This is a genomic window from Bradyrhizobium prioriisuperbiae (assembly GCF_032397745.1).
GTDB classification, from domain to species: Bacteria; Pseudomonadota; Alphaproteobacteria; order Rhizobiales; family Xanthobacteraceae; genus Bradyrhizobium_A; species Bradyrhizobium_A prioriisuperbiae.
This window is the reverse complement of record NZ_CP135921.1, coordinates 642,766-660,113: the sequence shown is the minus strand read 5'-3', so window position 1 is coordinate 660,113 and position 17,348 is coordinate 642,766. Positions and strand designations below refer to the sequence as shown.

The window sequence follows — 17,348 nt, the reverse complement described above, 5'->3', positions numbered from 1 at the left end:
GCCGGAAAACGCTATACGTTTATGACTTCAGCCGCCGCCGGTAAAGCGCGAACAGCCGCTCCCAGTGCCGTTCCGCAGCATCTTTGTTGAACACCGGGCGGGCCGGAAACGCAAAGCCGTGTTCGACGGCGGGATAAAGCTCGACTTCGGCGTTGGCGCCACTGTCGCGCAGGGCATCGCGCAGCGGGGCGACCATCTCGAGCGGGACATAGTGATCGATTTCGGCGCAGGCGACGTAGAGTTCGGCCTTCGCCCGCCGCGCCGTCACATGCGGGCTATCGGGCTGATCGGTCATCAGGTGGGTGCCGTAGATCGAGGCGGCAGCCGCCACCCGGTCCGGGTAGCGCACCGCCGCGCTCAGGGCATAGCGGCCGCTCATGCAATAGCCGACGGTGCCGATCGGTGTCTTCAGCGCTGCCGTGTCGGCGTCGACGAAGTCGAGCAGGGCGTCGGTATCCTCCATCACCATTGCAATGTTGATGGAGGCCATCAGCTCGAACATGCGCTTACGCTCGGGGGCGTCCGGATCGCGCGGCAGCGGTCCCAGTTCCATCACGCCGGCGCGATAATAGAGGTTCGGTAGCATCACATAATAGCCGACTGCGGCGAAGCGGCGGGCCATGTCCCGAAGCTCCTCGCGGATGCCGGGGGCATCCATGTAGAACAGCAGCACCGGATGCGGGCCGTCGCGTTCGGGATGCACGATGAAAGTCGTGATCCGGCCGTCCTTGGCCGGGATGTCGATCTGGCGTTCGATCATGGGGGGCACTTCTGTTCTTGCTGGCAGGGGTCTTTCGACCATAACAGAGCGCGCGTGCGAAAGTGTGACCACGCGCCCTTTCGGGATTATAGCCGGTCCGACGAAAAATCCGGCTTGCGGTAAGCCGCCATCGTCGCCATTTTGCTTCCGAAAGCAGCCACTTGCTGCCTAGACGCCACGGAGATCCCGCGATGACCCAGACCACCAACCGGTTCTTTGACGAAATCGCCCGGCTGATGAACGATGCAGCCGGCGCCGCCCAGGGTGTCAAGCGCGAGGTGGAGGGCGCGGTGCGCCACCAGGCGGAGCGCGTGCTGCGTGATCTCGATCTTATCAAGCGCGAGGAGTTCGAGGCCGTCAAGGAGATGGCCCGGCTCGCCCGCGAAGAGAACGAGGCGCTGAAGGCCCGCATCGAGAAGCTCGAGAAGAAGGCGGGCCCGGTCGCCGAGACCTGATGCCTGCGTCCGGCAAAGCCACCAGGAGCAAGGCCTCCGCGAAGAGGACTTCTGTGAGGAAGACCTCCGTGCAGAAAGCTCCCGCGCAGAGGGCCTCTTTGAAAGCTACCGCGCGCGAACTTCCTGTGCGTGCCTTCAAGTCGCAACTGGCCTGGGCGACATGGCTTGCGGCACAATCAGCGGCATCTCCGGGCGTTTGGCTGAAGCTGGCGAAGGCATCCGCGGGGACTGACAGCGTCTCGCGGCAGCAGGCGATCGACAGTGCCCTGTGTCATGGCTGGATCGACGGCCAGCTCAGTGCGTTCGATGCTGACTGGTGGCTGATCCGCTTCACGCCGCGCAAATCCAACAGCAGATGGTCGGAGAAAAATCGCGATCGTGCGCTGGAGCTGATCGCGCAGAGGGAGATGAGGCCTGCGGGTCAACAGCAGATCGATCTCGCCAAGGCCGATGGGCGCTGGGAGCAGGCTTACGCACCAGCGAGCAAAGCCGCCGTCCCGGACGATCTTGCCGCGGCCCTGGCGAAAAACAGGAAGGCCAGGGCCTTCTTCGAGGGGCTCGACGGCACCAACCGTTATGCGGTGCTGTATCGCATTCACACCGCAAGGAAACCGGAGACGCGGGCGCAGCGGATCGCGGTTTTTGTGGCGATGCTGGCTCGCGGCGAGACCATCCATCCGCGTAAAGCGAAGACTTAACCGCGGCGATCGCGAAGCGATTGTGGCGGCTCGCCAACGGCAGGCGCGAGAGTGGCTCGCGCCGCCGCCGAGCCGAGGCAATTGACTAATCCATCTTGATGCCGGCGGTCTTGATCACCTTTTCCCACTTCGCGCTCTCGGAGGCGATGTAGTCAGCCATTTCCTTCGGCGTGGTCTGCAGCATGTCGATGCCGGCGTCGATGATCTTCTGGCGGGTCTCGCGGCTTTCGATGGCCGCAAGATAAGCCCCACGAAACTTCTCTATGATCTCCGGCGGCGTTTTTGAAGGCGCGGAAAAACCCTGCCATGCCCAGGCCTCGTAGTCGGGCACGTCGGCCGACAGCGGCGGTACGCCGGGCAGGCCATAGAACTCCGCCGGCGAACACACCGCGATCGCCTTGATCCCGGGAAGCTTGAGCTGCGCCCGCGCGGATGCGAAATCGACAAACATCATGCCGATCTGGCCGCCGGCCAGATCCTGCAGAGCCGGGCCCGCGCCCTTGTAGGGCACGTGGTTGAGTTTGATGTCGGCGCTCTGTGCGAACAGTTCGGCGGCGAGGTGAAACGGCGAGCCGACACCGGCGCTGGCGTAGTCGATGCTGCCGGGCTTCTTTTTTGCTTCCGCAATCAGCTCCTTGGCCGATCCGACATTGAGTTTTTCGGTGTTGACCAGGAGCACCACGGCAAAGCGGCCGGTCAGCGTCACCGGCGCGAGGTCCTTCTGGGAGTCGTAATTCAGCTTTTGATAGAGCGTGCGGTTCGACGCATAGGTCGAGGTGTCGCCGAGCAGGAAGGTGTAGCCGTCCGGCTCGGCCTTGGCGGCGGCCTCGGCGCCGATATTGGTGCCGGCGCCGGGGCGGTTTTCCACCACGATCTGCTGGCCGAGTGTTGTGCTCATGCCGGCACTGGCGAGGCGGGCGAAGAAGTCGGTGCCGCCCCCCGCGGCATAGGGAACGATCAGGCGCACCGGCCGGGTGGGCCAGCTCTCGGCGGCAAGGCTGTGGCGCGGCATGGCGGTGACGGCCAGGCCTGCTGCGGCGGTCATAAACGTGCGGCGGCTGAGCATCTTAAAAATCCTCCCGGGAAAATTGTGTCTGACTGCCGATTCAAGGCCGGCCGGCTCAAATTAGTTGCACGTGCATCTAATAGGGTCGATGAATGATGGCAATGGTTAGGGCGCTCGACGAGAGAAAATCGCCCGTCTTTCCTTGTTTTTCCAGCCCTTTGGGGCTATGACCGGCCCCGTCTGCCACCCCCGCACCCCTGGAGGCTTGTGGCAGGCATTTGAACGGGCCGCGGTGCGGCCTTTAACTTTTTGAAAATGAACGTGTTTTTGTCGTGCGGATCGACACCCGTGCTGCCTGGAATGCGCTCGAAACCAAGGACTGAAACAATGGCGACCGTCAAGGAATTGAAGGCGACCGCGCGTCCGAAGGCCGGCAAGGGGGCCGCCCGCGCAGAACGCCGAGCTGGCCGCGTGCCAGCCGTGATCTATGGTGACAATCAGGCCCCCGTAACCATCTCGCTCGACGACAAGGCTCTGCGTGCGAGCATTTTCGCCGGTCACTTCCTCACCACGATTTACAACATCGATCTCGAGGGCAAGAAGCACCGCGTGATTCCGCGCGACTTCGCGCTCGATCCGGTGAAGGATTTCCCGATCCATGTCGACTTCCTCCGCCTCGGCGAAGGTGCGACCATCCGCGTCAGCATTCCGCTGCATGTGACCGGCGCAGAATCCTCGCCGGGCGTGAAGCGTGGCGGCACGGTCAACATCGTCAACCACACCGTCGAGGTGGAAGCCGATGTCGAGCACATTCCGCAGTTCATCGAAGTCGATGTCAGCAAGCTCGAAATCAACAACTCGATCCATCTGAGCGAGGTGCAGTTGCCCAAGGGCGTCAAGGCGCTCTCGCGTGACGACCAGACGCTGGTCACCGTCGTGCCGCCGTCGGGCTATGGCGAAGAAGCCAAGCCTGCTGGAGCGGAGGGCGCAGCTGCGCCTGCGGCCGGTGCTGCTCCCGCGGCTGGCGCTGCTGCTCCTGCGGCCGGTGCGAAGGCGCCTGCGGCTGGTGCGAAGGCGCCTGCGGCTGGTGCAAAGGCGCCTGCTGCCGCTGCGAAGGCTCCCGCGGCCAAGAAGTAAGCCACGGACCCGAGTGCCATGCGCCTGTTCGTCGGACTGGGCAATCCCGGATCGAAGCACCAGCGCAACCGACACAATATCGGGTTCATGGCCATCGAGACGATTGCGCGGCGTCACGGTTTTGCACCGTGGCGCCGTCGCTTTCAGGGCGAGACCTCCGAAGGCACGCTCGACGGCGAACGCGTCATCCTGCTCAAGCCCATGACCTACATGAACGAGTCCGGGCGTGCGGTGGGCGAGGCGGTCAATTTCTTCAAACTCGACCTCGGCGATATCTCCGTGTTCCACGACGAACTGGAGCTGCCGTCCGCAAAAGTTCGCGTGAAGGTCGGCGGCGGCATCGCCGGGCATAACGGTCTTCGTTCGATCTCGGCGCACGTCGGCAACGACTATCGCCGGGTGCGGCTCGGCATCGGTCATCCGGGCGTCAAGGAACTGGTGCACGGCCACGTGCTGAGCGATTTCGCCAAGGCGGACCAGCCCTGGGTCGAGGCACTGTGCGACGCGGTGGCGGATAATGCGGGACTGCTCGTGAAGGACCGCGACTCGTCGTTTCAGAACAAGATTCATCTGGCGATGCAGGCCAAGGGATTTGCGTCGAACGGGGACAATGGCAGCGACCCCTAGGCCGCGCCACAACAGGCTTCAGGGCAAGCCAACCTAGGACACAAAATGGGATTCAAATGCGGGATCGTCGGTCTGCCCAATGTTGGCAAATCGACACTGTTCAACGCCCTGACCGAGACGGCCGCGGCGCAGGCTGCGAACTATCCGTTCTGCACCATCGAGCCGAATGTCGGCGCGGTCGCGGTGCCGGATCCGCGGCTCGACAAGCTCGCGGCCATCGCCAAGTCGGCGCAGATCATCCCGACGCAGCTCACCTTTGTCGATATCGCCGGCCTGGTGCGCGGTGCATCGAAGGGGGAGGGGCTCGGCAACCAGTTTCTCGCCACCATTCGTGAGGTCGATGCGGTGGCGCATGTTGTGCGCTGCTTCGAGGATTCCGACATCACCCATGTCGAGGGCAAGATCGCGCCGCTGGCCGATATCGAGACCATCGAAACCGAACTGATGCTGTCCGATCTCGACAGCCTGGAGAAGCGTGTCGACAATCTCTCCAAGAAGGCCAAGGGCAACGACAAGGACGCCAAGGAGCAACTCGAGCTGGTGCAGCGGGCTCTGGTGCTGCTGCGCGACGGCAAGCCCGCGCGTCTGCTCGAGCGCAAGGCGGAGGAGGAACGGTCGTTCCGAATGCTGGGGCTGCTGACCTCGAAACCCGTGCTCTACGTCTGCAACGTCGAGGAGAGTTCGGCCGCGACCGGCAACAACTTCTCCGCTCAGGTTGCCGAATTTGCCAAGAAGGAAGGTGCTGTCGCGGTGGTGATCTCGGCGAAGATCGAATCCGAGATCGCGACGCTGTCGCGCGAAGAGCGCGTCGACTTCCTGTCGACGCTGGAGCTGGAAGAGGCCGGCCTCGACCGGTTGATCCGCGCCGGCTACCAGCTGCTTGAGCTCATCACCTATTTCACGGTCGGCCCGAAGGAGGCCCGCGCCTGGACCATTACCCGGGGCACCAAGGCGCCGGGGGCGGCGGGCGTGATCCACACCGATTTCGAGAAGGGCTTCATCAGGGCCGAAACCATTGCCTGTGACGATTATGTGGCGCTCGGCGGCGAAGCCGGTGCGCGCGACGCCGGCAAGCTGCGGCTGGAGGGCAAGGAATACGTGGTCGCCGATGGCGACGTGATGCACTTCCGCTTCAATACCTGATCCATCGGGGAGGCCGCGTCATGCCGCGGCCTCGCACGTCCATCAATGCTGCTGCGGTCCGCCCTGGTCGCGGATGGCGCCGAGATGCTCGTTGATGCGGAACACGATCAGCACGAATTCAGCGCCGATGCGAGCAGAGATGATGCCCACCACGAGGCCGACGAGGCTGGTCAGGATCGTGAGAAGGCCGACGAAGGGGTTCACCATCATCAGCCCTATGCCGGACAGGATTCCCGACAGTCCGCTGAGCGCGATGAGGCCGATCACCAGCCAATAGAACATCTTGATGATCGTCGGCGTGATGAAACGGTCCCACTGAAACAAATCCCGGAATTCGAGCATCGGCGATCTCCCTGCTAGTCACGTCAATACCGGATGCGGCGCATCGGCGCAGGGCTTAGCCCCGAACGCTTGGATCAGCAAGATTGCGGACCCGCTCCGTGCACCGGATTGCTTGAGATTGCCGCCAATAACGGCCACAATCGGGCCATCTTGAGAGCCATCCCCTGCCATGACACTGACTTTCGAAGACTTTCAGCCCGGCCATTTCGGCACTTTTGGCCCCCGCCATGTGACGCGGGAGGAAATCATCGCGTTCGCGGCGGAGTATGATCCACAGCCGATGCACCTCGATGAGGAAGCGGCGAAGCGCTCGATGCTGCAGGGCCTAGCGGCGTCGGGATGGCATCTGTGCTCCATCATGATGCGGATGCTGTATGATGGTTTCCTGCATCGCGCGGCGTCGATGGGCGGTCCCGGGATGGACGAACTGAACTGGGTGGCGCCGCTGCGGCCCGGGGATGACATCACCCTCGACATAACCGTGCTGGAAGCTCGCGCGTCCAAAAATCGTCCGCAGCTCGGTATCGTCACGTTTCGCGCCAAGATTCTCAACGCGTCGGGGCAGGTGCTGCTGGACGCGAAATGGCCGGCGATGTTCCAGCGGCGCGACGCGTTGCCCAAGACCTGATTCAAGACCTGATGAGCCCTGAGACGCGTTGAAAAGCAGAAGCAGCGATCATGCCCTATTTCGATGACATGCAGGTCGGCGAGCGCAGCGAGCTCGGCTCGTTCACGTTCACTGCCGAGCTGATCAAGGCGTTCGCGCGGCAGTTCGATCCGCAGCCGTTCCACCTGGACGAGGAAGCCGGCCGCAAGTCGCTGTTCGGCGGACTCTGTGCGTCCGGCTGGCATGTCGGATCGGTCGGCATGAAGCTGATCGTCGCCCGCAATCGTCGCGTGGTGGAGCAGTCCGCGGCCAGGGGCGTGGTCGAGCCCGCCCCCGGTCCGTCGCCCGGATTTCGCGAATTGAAGTGGCTGAAACCGGTGATGGCCGGCGACACGTTAACCTATTCATCGGAGATCGTGTCGCTGCGGACCTCGGCCTCGAAGCCGGAGTGGGGCATCCTGCAGGCCCGAAACAGCGCTGAAAACCAGCGTGGTGAGCTTGTGTTTACCTTCCTGGCAACGGCCTTCATCCCCCGCCGGATTGGTTAAACCTCTCGTTAAGATTTTAGTCAGAATGTGGCCTGACGGGACCGGGCATGTTGAACCTTTGAGGTTCGTCGCCCGACTCAAACGCCAGGAAATGAGAACAGACCCATGGCCGATCGCGCCGGATTGAAATTTGTTGGCTTCGTCTTCGCCACCGTGACGCTGGCGGTGATGTTCGCGACCGTGCAGGTGGTCAAGAGCCAGGCCGACGGTCACTATACGCTCGACGGCGCGCCGGTTGCTGCGTCCCGCTGATGTCTCCCTGTCGAGCGCGTCTGTCTGACTGAAAGCCGCCGACAGACACGGGTCCGCCTGAACGGCGCCGTGCGTCCAGCATAGGCTGGATCTCCCCTGATAACCCGAGTTGAGAGCCAACGCCTGACTGCAATCGGAGAAATCCGATCAGCGGCGTAGCGCCTTGTGTGATGAGGCGAGCCAAAGTGGGCCTCATGGTGGGAGATGCGGACCAAAGGCCGCTCGCAGGAATTCATGAGGTTGAAGATCAGCGGCTCCAGGCGAAGGCCAGCAGCAGCACCGCCACAACCAGCAGCGCCACAAAGCGCACGATGATCTTGCCCATGCGGGGCGATGATTTCGGCAACGGTATGGGATCGGAATTGTTCGGCCGAATAGTTTTCACGAAAAGCCCCCAGTGCAAACGTCGCGACCGCATGCCCTAGGGTTTTGTCCTGGAGGCGAATACAGATTCGGCAAGCGAAGTTCCGTGTAATAAATAAAGTCGCGTGTTCGCCGCAGCGATGCCCGCAGCGTCGACGTTTGTCGCGAACAGAGGTGTTGAGGTTCAAGGCGCCGCCGACTGGTCGCCTGCCATCGCGGCGAGCCGAAACAGAAACCGCCGCACTTCCCTCGGGAAAGGCGGCGGATCAGTTCGAGAGAGGACTGCGGGCTTAAGAAGCGTCGGTCGGTGCGGACGCCGGGCCTTACGTCTGGCGAACGTTTTCCGCTGCGCGTTTCCACTGCGCGACATTGTCCGCGATCATGCGGGTCGACTTCATGGCCTGCTGGCTGAGCTGGGCATAGCCGGCGATCTCGCGCTGGACGCGCTGGCCCTCGCTGTGCAGAAGGTCGCGCAACGCCTCGAGTTCGGAGACCAGGTTTTCGATCTCGGTCAGCGAGGTGCCGGCCACGCGCTGGATCAGCGAGTTGACGTTGCTGACGGTGGCTTCGGCGGTGGCATCCAGAGGTGGTGTGTCGGTGCTGGTCATGGTCTCCACCGCGGGTCGTCGCAGATAGGCGACATCATTGCGAACGAAATCCCGAATCCCGGCCTCCACTTCCGTGACGGCGGCGAGATTGGCGTCGGTTTCAGGCGCTTCGGTTTTCTCTGGTCGAATGGCATTCATCGGCTTTTCCTTGTTTCGCTAGGAGCGAGCGCGGATTGTCCCCCGCACGACGAAGTTACGGACCCATCAGTCCAGCCGATTTTGACCATACCGCGGCCAATGTGGGGCAGGGGTCCGGCAATCCTTCGAAATCAATCGGATAGCCGCATTTTCAAGCTGAATTCGCTTTCGCTACCAGGTGCTCTTGAAGCCGGCGGTTAGGCTTTTGTTAAGGTTGCCGCTCAAGGTCTCACTGACCGATCCGTTGACGCTGATGCCGCCGAACAACTTCTGTTCGGCGCCGACGTTTCTCAGCCATTTGTCGTCGGTCGTGGACAGTGACTGGCCCGCCGTGAAGCTGGTGCCAGTGCCGGTGATATTGAACTTGGCGGAGCGGTCGAGTTCGTAATTGCGCGCGGTACGGCCGTTGATGCCAACGATCGGGACCAGCGATTGTTCGATGATGTTGTAGCCGCTTTGAAGCGTCAGCGAATAGGCGTCGCCCTCGATCGGCAGCGATTTGCTGATTGTGGTGCCGACCTTGCTCCGATCCTGCGCGGGATCGACCCGGGCCTCGATCGCGGTCTTGTCCCAGAGTGAACCGAGCCCGGGTGCTGTCATCGCAGCCCAGGCCGCGCCGGACGATTGCGAGAGACGCGGGTCGGTGGCGAGTTTTTCCGGCAGCGGTGCCAGCAGGTAGGGCTGTCCCGCGACATTGAGATCGGCGCCGACCCGCGTATCCCAGAACGGCGTCACCGCTTGCTTGACGATGACCGCCGAGAAGCCCTCGGGACTGATGTTGCGCGACCATGCCGAGGCATCGGACTTGCGAGCGCCGTTGCCCGGTGTCGGCCGGCCCGGTGTGCCCCGCAGTTCCCCGGCATCGTTGTTCAGGGCGCTCCAGTCGACGGTCGCAGGGTCCGGCACCAGCGCATCCCCGCTTTCGGGCGCGGAGGTCAGCTCCAGAGTCTCGGCGGGATCGTCCTGCGGCTCGGCTGGCGTGTCGGGCTGCGCGCTCCTGAGAAACGCCCAGGGGTCTTCGGCAGCGACGGATGGTCTTGGTGACGCGACCAGCACACATGCGGTCGATAGCAGCAGGACCAGAGGTGTTAGACGTCGGGCGCGGCTCTCGGGGGGCGGCATCGTCACTGTCGTTTGCATGTCATGTGCGCAAGGCGCGGTATTGGGCATTCGAAAATGTAGAAAGCTCTCGGCGAGATCAACTTGTTCCAACGGTTGATGGTGCAATTGTGGCGCGGCGCGCGCCCGAGAGGGTTGTGATTGGGATTCCGCGGCGAGAGCCCTGCGGCAGCACGACGCAAGCCGGCGCGCTGCCCATGATCTGCTCAGACCGCCTGCGCGGTCTTCGGCGTAAACGCGACCTCGACCAGCGTGCCCGACTGGGGCGCGGACTTGATATGGAATTGCGCCTGATTGGCTTCGACCAGAGCCCGGGTCAGCGACAGATTGATGCCGACATTATCCTGGGCGAGCTGATCGGAGGCCGGCTGCCGGAATTGTTCAAGCGCAGCTTCCATCTCGCTGTGATTGAGACCGCGGCCGGTGTCGCGAATCCGCAGCACCACGTCGCCGAGATCGGTCAGCGCGGTCGAGACGATGACCTGGCCGCCGGCACGTGCGACATGGATGGAGTTGCCCACCAGGTTCAGCACGATCTGGCGCAAGGCGCTAGCGTCCGCCGTCACCGGCGGCAGCGCGTGAGCCAGCGAGGTGCGAATGATGATGCGCTCGCGGTTGGCCTGCGGCTGCATGATGGTGACGCATTTCTCGACCATGTCGTTGAGGTCCTGCCGTGCGAACGTCAGGTCGAGCTTGCCGGTTTCGGCACGGGAGAGATCGAGCAGGTCGCTGATGATTGCAAGCACGCGCTCACCCGCCGCTCGAATATCCCTCATATAGGCAACATACCGCTCGTTGCCGAGTGCCCCGAAGCGCTCCTCGATCATCACGTCGGTAAACCCGATGATCGAATTCAGCGGGGTGCGGACTTCATGGCTGATCCGGGCCAGGATGTCGGCGCGGGCGTTGGCCGCGCGTTCCGTCTGCCGTTTGGCCGTCGTATCGGATTCGGCTGCCGGAGCTTCGGCTCTTTGCGCTTCAGCAATCCCGGAGGGCGCAAGCGTGCGGCAAATGGCGAAGAAGCGCTCACCGTTGGCCGTCGTCCGGCCTATGGTCAGGGACAACGCAGGCGTGTCGCCGTTGCGTGCACGGCCTCTGACCTTGCGGCACTGCGGACGGTGTCCGGCCTTGAGGCCCGCGAAATCATCGCGCACGGCGGCATGATCGTCCGGTGCGAACATGTCGGTCAGGTTGTGTTGAACGATGTCACGGTCATCATGTCCGAACAGGATTTCGGCGCCGCGATTGCAGGTCAGGATGCCGCCGTCGGCACCGAAGATCAGAATGCCGTCGTCGGTCGCATCGAGGATCGTGCCGAGCTCTTCGGCGCGGGTATCGATCTCTGCGGTCGGCACTATCGGGATGGCGGCAGGCGGAGCGGCGATCGGAGCCGTGCCGGCCGGTTTGGTGTGGGGCGCCGCGAAAATCAGCGCATGTGCCGCATCTCCGTCCCAGGACATACTGTGCAGCCGCGCCTCGGTCGGCATGTCGCCGTGTCCGGTGGCGGCGATCTTCACCGGAGTGCCTTCGTCGGACACACTGCCGCCGCCGTCCACGCCCGGTTCGACATAGAGCGCATCAAGCCCGCCTGCGGCCGCTAGCGCCTGCAGGTCGGCGTATCCGACGCGATCAAGGAAAGCCTTGTTGGCATAGAGCAGCCGGTCGAGGCGATAGATCAGAATGCCGACGGGAATGCGATCGTAAAGCAGCGTATCGCGGCGGGACTCGCCCTGTGGCGGCGGCATGGGGGCATGCAGAGGTGCTGCTCGTTGGTTGTCCGATGTGGCTGTGGGAGTCGATGCCGGCTGATCTCCGGGCGGGGCGACATCGGGGTCGACAGCCGCGTCAGCGAACAATTCCGGAGAGATGACCGGGGCTTTGTCTCGCGCATCGAGTTCGAGCCGTTCGGTATCGAGCCGCGACGCGAGTTGTCGCGCCAACTCGTTGAATGCATTGTTCTCCACCGGCGTCAGGGTCGGTGTCTTCAGATCGGTTGCGGGCCGGAACGGCACGACGTTCGGGGGTGATTCCACAGGATGGTCCGTTTCCGTTGATGGTGAAGAAAGCGCGATATCGGGAGCGCTGTCTTTTGCGCGGATGTCGTTGGTGCCGAAGTCGTGCGTCATGGCTTGCGTCTCTCGCAGCAACGGCGCGGGATGTAGAGCGTCGTGTCGACGCTGCGCCGCCAGGTTGGCCAGAGCTTCCAGATCGCGACATACGCCGAAGCCGCGATAGCCTGAAAATTTCTTGTTGCGGTCGTAGACCGGCAATCCGGACAGTTCGACCGGCAGGCGCCCGCCTGCATCGTCCGCAGGCCAGTTGACCGTGATTCCACTCCATGTGTCACGCGTGGCGATCGCAGCCTGGACCTGGCCGCCCGGATCCAGGCCGAAGACCTCCGCGATTTCACTCCACAAACGTCCGAAAGCGGTTGCGGTCCGCGGGCCAATCAGGCGGGAAAACTCGTCGGAACCGAGTGAGAAACGACCTTCGGCATCCATCTGCCACCTGAACCGCAGCGGATGCCGACGCGCCGTCAGCGGTTGTTCATCGAGAAGAGGGAGGACAGCCGTTGGGGCCTCCTCCGCAGCCTGACTGGGAACATCCGGGTTCGCCGCGTGCGGTTCGCGCGGTCGATCGGCCGGCGTATCGCTGGGATCGTCGACCGTCGCCGGCGGCACGGGCGGTTCGGGGATGATCACTGGGGCCGCTCCATCTAAAGCGACCGGTTCAGAGGAGGGCACCTCGACGAGGTGTTCGCTCGACGGAGCATCCGTGGACCCTGCAACCTCCGCCAGCCGATCTGCGAGCTTTTGAAAGGCCGCTGGAACGTCCGGCGTTGCGATATCGGCGACGGTATCCCACGGGACAATCGGGCTCGCGATTTCGTTCTCGCGTGGCGAGTCGGTCGGCCGCTGCACCGGATCACCCTGCGATGGCGAATCCACTGTGGCAGGCGACGCCGGGGTGATGATGGCGTCATGTCGGGATGCGGAGGCTTCGACGGGGGCCGTCGTTTTCCATCCCGCAAACTCCGCGAGTCGATCGGCGAGAGCTTGAAGTCTGGGGGCGACATCTGCGGCCGTCATGATCGTGTCGGCGCCGTCGCGCGCAGGTATCGCACCGGCCTGAACCGCTGGCGGTGCATCCAGAGAGCGGGCGGCAGCGGGCACCGCTTGCGGGATGACAGCAATGGGTTGCGGTGTGGATGCGGGCGACGATTCGAGATCGTCCAGCGACTGCAGAGGCCACGGTGGCGACCCGGCGGCAATATCCAGGCCCTGTTCGTCTGCGGCTTCCACGGTGGACACTGTCGCGGCGGGAGCCTGTGCCACCGGTGTCACGAACGCGAGCAGCGTGGTCTCTGCGCCTTGCCCCACACGGTACAGCTCGACATGGCCGATGGAGATTTTTGCGTTTGCCCGGCCGTCGCGAAGCGCGTCATGGCGCGCTGCATCGAGCCCCAGTCCGGCAAGATTGGCTGTAAACAACGGCACAGCCGTGCGGTTGGCGGCGATCAATCCGCCTTCGCGTGCGAACGCTGCGACCGGAGCATCGATGTCATCAACCAGCCGTTCCACGCGATCGTCGTAGGCGATCGTTCGGCCGACCGGCGCGAGCGCTGCGACCAGGATGCCGATGCCGCCACCGGTAAACACCAGTCGCGCGCAGGCGCAAGTGACAAGCAGACCGAGCGCCGTGCCGAAGCCGCGCAGACGCTCCAGGCGTGGGGCGCCGTTGAGCGCCAGGTGTCCGGCAAGGCGTGCGACCTGGCGGCGGTGCTGATCGGCCGGACCGAACGTGCGCGCGGCAAGGGCCGTGCTGTTGCGCGCGCCGAATATGGCGGCGCCGGCGGGGTTGGCCCAGAGAATGCGCGTGCCGTCGCTGGCCCAGAGCCACACCGGCAGGGCACTGGTGGCGTGATCAGCAAGTTGCGGATCTCGGACACCCCGGACCTGAAATTCGGCTTCATTGATCGGCATGGTTCGATCGAACGGTCCCAAATCGTCTCGGCCGGCGCCGACATGTCGACGTGGCATACAGCATCGTGGCCCCCGATGCTGGCGGCCATAAGGTAAACAGCCTTAATAAAATCTTAGTAAAGGGCTGTCACGGCGAGGTCCACGTCTTCCCGGCGCCGAAAGCTGCTTAAACCCCCGATATCCTTAATTTTGCGGCTGCAAGGACCCTGTCGGCCTGCACCGCGTTGAGGTGTTGCAAAACAAACTCAAATGCCCACGATGGCCGTATGGCGGGGTCGGCAGCGCCTCCCCCAAAAACGATTGATGGACGCCCGCTCGTCAATCGATACGCAATCATCAGCGGCGACAGGGAGCGAAGCGATGGACCAGAATAACCGGTTTGAAATCCCCAAGGAGTTGCGGTCGATGGCGGAGGCCAGTTTTGACCAGGCACGCAAGGCTTTCGAGACGTTCCTGAGTTCGGCCCAGCAGGCGGCGAGCTCGCTGGAGGGACGCAACGAAGCGGTTCGCGTCGGGGCCAAGGACCTCAGCGTCAAAGCCATTACCTTCGCAGAGAAGAATGTCGCGTCGTCGCTGGACTATGCCGAGCGGTTGCTGAAGGCTGGCGATCTCACCGAGGTCATGAAATTGCACAGCGAATACGTGCAGAACCAGATGCGGGTATTCGCCGAACAGGCCAGCGAAATCGGTCAGGCCGTTACCCGGGCCGCCATGGATGTCACAAAGACCAAATAAGCCCGCTTCCTTCTCATTCCGCCGAAGGGCCATGCGTTTGTGCGTTGCAACGAAATGTTGCAATGCACAAAATTTTGATGTAATCTTTGGCAATCGCGGCTTGGCAAGGGCTCCCAAAGCCCACTCCCGCGACCGGCCCGTGCTGTTGGCGTCGCCACCGGATGGGTTTCACATAAAACCCGTTCGATGAAGGATACGCACCATGGTTTTCAAGGCCGATCCGTTCTCATTTTCCCCGACCTCCTTCACCGAATTTCCAGAGGGCATGCGCGCGTTCGCCGAAAAGGGCCTCGCCCAGGCGCGCGACGGCTATCAGAAGCTCAAGGAAGCTGCCGAAGCCAACAATGGCGCGATCGAGGCCTCCTATCAGTCGGCCACCAAGGGCGCGAGCGACTACACCGCCAAGCTGATTGAGAATACCAAGACCAACACCGACCAGGCGTTCGATTTCGTCCAGGCCCTGATGGGCTCGAAGTCGGTTCCCGAGGCCTTTGAACTGATCAACACCCATACCCGCAAGCAGTTCGAGGTTCTGACCGCCCAGTCCAAGGATCTGATGGAGCTCGGCAAGAAGGTTGCCACCGAGACCGCCGAGCCGATCAAGGCCAGCGCGGCCAAGGCCTTCCGGCCGGTCGTCTGACCACAGGCCTGATTTCGGGCCTTTTTCATTGTGTTGAAAGCCCGGGCCGGTGCCCGGGCTTTTTCTTGCAAATCGCGGGCAAGATCGTTCGCCAAAGGGGGCTAACGGCCTTGCCAAAGCGCAGCGATGCTCATAGTTTCCGCCCCGTTCGCGGGCCTTTTTGGCCCCGGCCGGTCTGGATGCGCCCCTTGGCGCGATCAGGAATGCAGTTGTAGCTCAGTTGGTTAGAGCGCCTGTCTGTGGAACAGGAGGTCGGTGGTTCGAGCCCACCCAACTGTACCACCGCGGTCATTTCGTATCCGCCTTCGGTTGCTCCTCATCACCCTCGGAATGCCGGGCGACCGGTCCGACATCAGCGCTTGGCTATGGACTGCACTGCTGCGAAGAGCCGCATGCGGCGGTGAGGTGCCCAATGCATGATTGCAATTGACAGCATGTCCGGACTGCGGCGTGTTGCGCAGCATCAATCGCAACGAGGTCGAAGATGATCAGGGCCACATCCATCGTGGCGGCCATGTTTCTGGTGGGCATCGGAGCCGCCGTCGCGGATCCGGCGAACGTCAAGGTCGTCAAACAGGTTTTCAAGAAGGGCAGTTACAACAAGATCGGGATTGCCGACATCACGATCAGCAACGACAACGCCTTCGCCGTGAAGGACATCAAGGTCAGGTGCGTATTCACGACCAAGAGCACCGGCAAGGTGACCGAGATCCAGCAGACCATCGCGGGCCCCCTGAAGGCGAAAACCGAACATACCTTCAAGAAAATCAGTTTCGGATTTGTCGATACACAGGCCGCAGATGGCGCCTGCGAGGTGCGGGACGTCACGCAGATCTGATCGTTTCGTCGATCTGCGCGACATCGCGCCACGTTGTGGGGGCTGAAGCGAGGCACATCTCCTGGTCGGGAGGAACGATCCTTGACCATCGACCACAAAGCCGAACTCGATCGCCATTTCGCTTGGTTCGAACAGAAGCTGCCGCCGCGTCCGGCGCGGTTCGTTCACTGGCTGCGGCAGCCTGCGTCTTTCTACGTACGTGTTCCCGTGGCGCTCCTGCTGGTTGTCGGCGGGGTGTTGAGCTTCCTGCCGGTGCTTGGCCTGTGGATGCTGCCGCTCGGTCTGATTTTGATCGCGCAGGATGTTCCGGTGCTGCAGAAGCCGATGGCCACGATGCTGGGTTTTATCGAGCGCAAATGGATGCAACGGCAGCGCCCCAAAGCGAACGGGCCGCGCGCGAATGGCTGAAACGCGATTTCGTGTCGGCCGGTGTCCGTGCGCGAGCTAAATCAATTTTCTGCCACAATCTGCATTGCGCCGCACGATGTGACTCAAATGTCGAGGATTTGCACAAATCGGCGTCGGCAAGACTTGCAACTGATATTTTTCTTTAACGAATCAAAAAATTGATTCATTTTTCGCTTCTGGGGTCAATCTGGAGGCTAAGCTATGAACGTTATTGTTTTTGCTTCGCGTAAGGGGGGCTCGGGAAAGAGTACTCTCGCCGCACATCTTGCGGCCCATGTCCACAAAACATCCAAACCTTGTCTTCTCATCGATGCCGATCCGCAGGGATCACTGTCGCTGTGGCAGAAGCTGCGCGGCACCAACGAGCCGCCGATCAGAGTTGCGTCGCGCTCGGTCAGCGAACTGGTCGCTGCCGCCAAGCGCAACGGCTTCGAATGGGTCTTCATCGATACGCCGCCCAATGTGTCAGCCGTTGTCGACGATGCCATCAGCAACGCGACGATGGTGGTTATTCCGGCGCGTCCCGGCGTGTTCGACGTCAACGCCGTGCAGGAAACCATTTCCTCCTGCCGCTCGGCCCGCAAGCCTTATGCGGTGGTGATCAACGGTGCGCCTGCGCTTCGCAACGATCAGGAAAGCCCGATCGTGACGATGGCGCGTGAAGCGCTGGCGAAATTCCGCGCGCCGGTGTGGGGCGGTCAGGTGACGAATCGCGCCGATCTGCTGTTGGCTCTCGCGCATGGCGAAGGCGCTCGCGAATACAATCCGGACGGCCGTGCGGCGGGCGAAATCGGGCGGCTCTGGTCTGCGATCGAACGTTCGATAAAGGCCATTCGTGGCACGGCGTCGAGCACCGGGGCCATGCACAAGCAGGCGGCCTGACAAGAACCAGAAAATCGGAGGAAAAAACGCGCGGAGATCGCGCGTTTTTCATTTGTGCG

The 17,348-nt window shown here is 62.7% G+C and carries 20 protein-coding genes and 1 tRNA gene; 14 read left to right on the top strand and 7 right to left on the bottom strand.

Annotated features, from left to right (window positions below; translation table 11 throughout):
• Positions 1-19 precede the first annotated feature (19 nt).
• Positions 20-760, bottom strand: coding sequence for a dienelactone hydrolase family protein (locus tag RS897_RS03050; RefSeq protein WP_315835131.1), 741 nt, complete (start codon positions 758-760; stop codon positions 20-22).
• Positions 761-951: 191 nt separating this feature from the next.
• On the opposite strand from RS897_RS03050, the gene RS897_RS03045 reads away from it, so the two are divergent.
• Positions 952-1,215 carry an accessory factor UbiK family protein gene (locus tag RS897_RS03045; protein ID WP_315835130.1) on the top strand — a complete coding sequence of 88 codons (264 nt, stop codon included), beginning with the start codon at positions 952-954 and terminating at the stop codon, positions 1,213-1,215.
• 68 nt (positions 1,216-1,283) lie between these two features.
• On the top strand, positions 1,284-1,913 hold the full coding sequence (locus RS897_RS03040) for a YdeI/OmpD-associated family protein (protein WP_315835129.1): 630 nt from the start codon (positions 1,284-1,286) through the stop codon (positions 1,911-1,913).
• 85 nt (positions 1,914-1,998) lie between these two features.
• Here RS897_RS03040 and RS897_RS03035 read toward each other — a convergent pair whose 3' ends face one another.
• Positions 1,999-2,979 (bottom strand): Bug family tripartite tricarboxylate transporter substrate binding protein, encoded by a 981-nt coding sequence (locus RS897_RS03035; protein ID WP_315835128.1) that lies wholly within the window; start codon positions 2,977-2,979, stop codon positions 1,999-2,001.
• Between the two features lie 327 nt (positions 2,980-3,306).
• Between RS897_RS03035 and RS897_RS03030 the strand changes: the two genes are divergently transcribed.
• The 3 genes from RS897_RS03030 to ychF are packed head-to-tail and all read left to right on the top strand — an operon-like array spanning position 3,307 to position 5,826.
• Positions 3,307-4,056 carry a 50S ribosomal protein L25/general stress protein Ctc gene (locus tag RS897_RS03030; RefSeq protein ID WP_315835127.1) on the top strand — a complete coding sequence of 250 codons (750 nt, stop codon included), beginning with the start codon at positions 3,307-3,309 and terminating at the stop codon, positions 4,054-4,056.
• 18 nt (positions 4,057-4,074) lie between these two features.
• Complete coding sequence (gene pth / locus RS897_RS03025) at positions 4,075-4,683, top strand: aminoacyl-tRNA hydrolase (protein ID WP_315835126.1); 609 nt, start codon at positions 4,075-4,077, stop codon at positions 4,681-4,683.
• Positions 4,684-4,728: 45 nt separating this feature from the next.
• Positions 4,729-5,826, top strand: a complete 1,098-nt coding sequence (gene ychF, locus RS897_RS03020) for a redox-regulated ATPase YchF (RefSeq protein ID WP_315835125.1) — start codon at positions 4,729-4,731, stop codon at positions 5,824-5,826.
• Between the two features lie 42 nt (positions 5,827-5,868).
• Here ychF and RS897_RS03015 read toward each other — a convergent pair whose 3' ends face one another.
• Positions 5,869-6,168: a DUF4282 domain-containing protein gene (locus RS897_RS03015; protein WP_315835124.1), complete on the bottom strand. Its 300-nt coding sequence runs from the start codon at positions 6,166-6,168 to the stop codon at positions 5,869-5,871.
• 169 nt (positions 6,169-6,337) lie between these two features.
• On the opposite strand from RS897_RS03015, the gene RS897_RS03010 reads away from it, so the two are divergent.
• The 3 genes from RS897_RS03010 (at position 6,338) to RS897_RS03000 (ending at position 7,575) form a co-directional block, all read left to right on the top strand.
• Positions 6,338-6,796, top strand: a complete 459-nt coding sequence (locus RS897_RS03010) for a MaoC family dehydratase (RefSeq protein ID WP_315835123.1) — start codon at positions 6,338-6,340, stop codon at positions 6,794-6,796.
• A 50-nt stretch (positions 6,797-6,846) separates the two neighbouring features.
• Positions 6,847-7,323, top strand: a complete 477-nt coding sequence (locus RS897_RS03005) for a MaoC family dehydratase (RefSeq protein WP_315835122.1) — start codon at positions 6,847-6,849, stop codon at positions 7,321-7,323.
• A 105-nt stretch (positions 7,324-7,428) separates the two neighbouring features.
• Positions 7,429-7,575, top strand: a complete 147-nt coding sequence (locus RS897_RS03000; protein ID WP_315835121.1) for a hypothetical protein — start codon at positions 7,429-7,431, stop codon at positions 7,573-7,575.
• Between the two features lie 247 nt (positions 7,576-7,822).
• Here the strand turns inward: RS897_RS03000 and RS897_RS02995 are convergent, their stop codons facing one another.
• From RS897_RS02995 to RS897_RS02980, 4 genes are all read right to left on the bottom strand, one after another.
• Complete coding sequence (locus tag RS897_RS02995) at positions 7,823-7,960, bottom strand: hypothetical protein (protein ID WP_315835120.1); 138 nt, start codon at positions 7,958-7,960, stop codon at positions 7,823-7,825.
• Positions 7,961-8,261: 301 nt separating this feature from the next.
• The gene (locus RS897_RS02990; RefSeq protein ID WP_315835119.1) at positions 8,262-8,684 is read right to left on the bottom strand and encodes a hypothetical protein; all 423 of its coding nucleotides are present in this window, start codon (positions 8,682-8,684) and stop codon (positions 8,262-8,264) included.
• Positions 8,685-8,855: 171 nt separating this feature from the next.
• Positions 8,856-9,806, bottom strand: a complete 951-nt coding sequence (locus tag RS897_RS02985) for a hypothetical protein (protein ID WP_315835118.1) — start codon at positions 9,804-9,806, stop codon at positions 8,856-8,858.
• Positions 9,807-10,009: 203 nt separating this feature from the next.
• The gene (locus tag RS897_RS02980) at positions 10,010-13,786 is read right to left on the bottom strand and encodes a PAS domain-containing protein (RefSeq protein WP_315835117.1); all 3,777 of its coding nucleotides are present in this window, start codon (positions 13,784-13,786) and stop codon (positions 10,010-10,012) included.
• 360 nt (positions 13,787-14,146) lie between these two features.
• Between RS897_RS02980 and RS897_RS02975 the strand changes: the two genes are divergently transcribed.
• The 6 genes from RS897_RS02975 to RS897_RS02950 all read left to right on the top strand — a co-directional run bounded on the left by RS897_RS02975 (position 14,147) and on the right by RS897_RS02950 (position 17,289).
• A complete protein-coding gene (locus RS897_RS02975) occupies positions 14,147-14,521 on the top strand; it encodes a phasin family protein (protein ID WP_315835116.1) in 375 nt (124 codons plus the stop codon).
• 202 nt (positions 14,522-14,723) lie between these two features.
• On the top strand, positions 14,724-15,161 hold the full coding sequence (locus RS897_RS02970; RefSeq protein WP_315835115.1) for a phasin: 438 nt from the start codon (positions 14,724-14,726) through the stop codon (positions 15,159-15,161).
• Between the two features lie 205 nt (positions 15,162-15,366).
• Positions 15,367-15,443, top strand: a tRNA-His gene (locus tag RS897_RS02965).
• Positions 15,444-15,645: 202 nt separating this feature from the next.
• Positions 15,646-15,999, top strand: a complete 354-nt coding sequence (locus tag RS897_RS02960) for a hypothetical protein (protein ID WP_315835114.1) — start codon at positions 15,646-15,648, stop codon at positions 15,997-15,999.
• Between the two features lie 81 nt (positions 16,000-16,080).
• Entirely contained in the window at positions 16,081-16,407 is a 327-nt protein-coding gene (locus tag RS897_RS02955) for a hypothetical protein (RefSeq protein WP_315835113.1), read from the top strand.
• A gap of 201 nt (positions 16,408-16,608) precedes the next feature.
• Entirely contained in the window at positions 16,609-17,289 is a 681-nt protein-coding gene (locus RS897_RS02950) for an AAA family ATPase (RefSeq protein ID WP_315835112.1), read from the top strand.
• Positions 17,290-17,348: the final 59 nt, after the last annotated feature.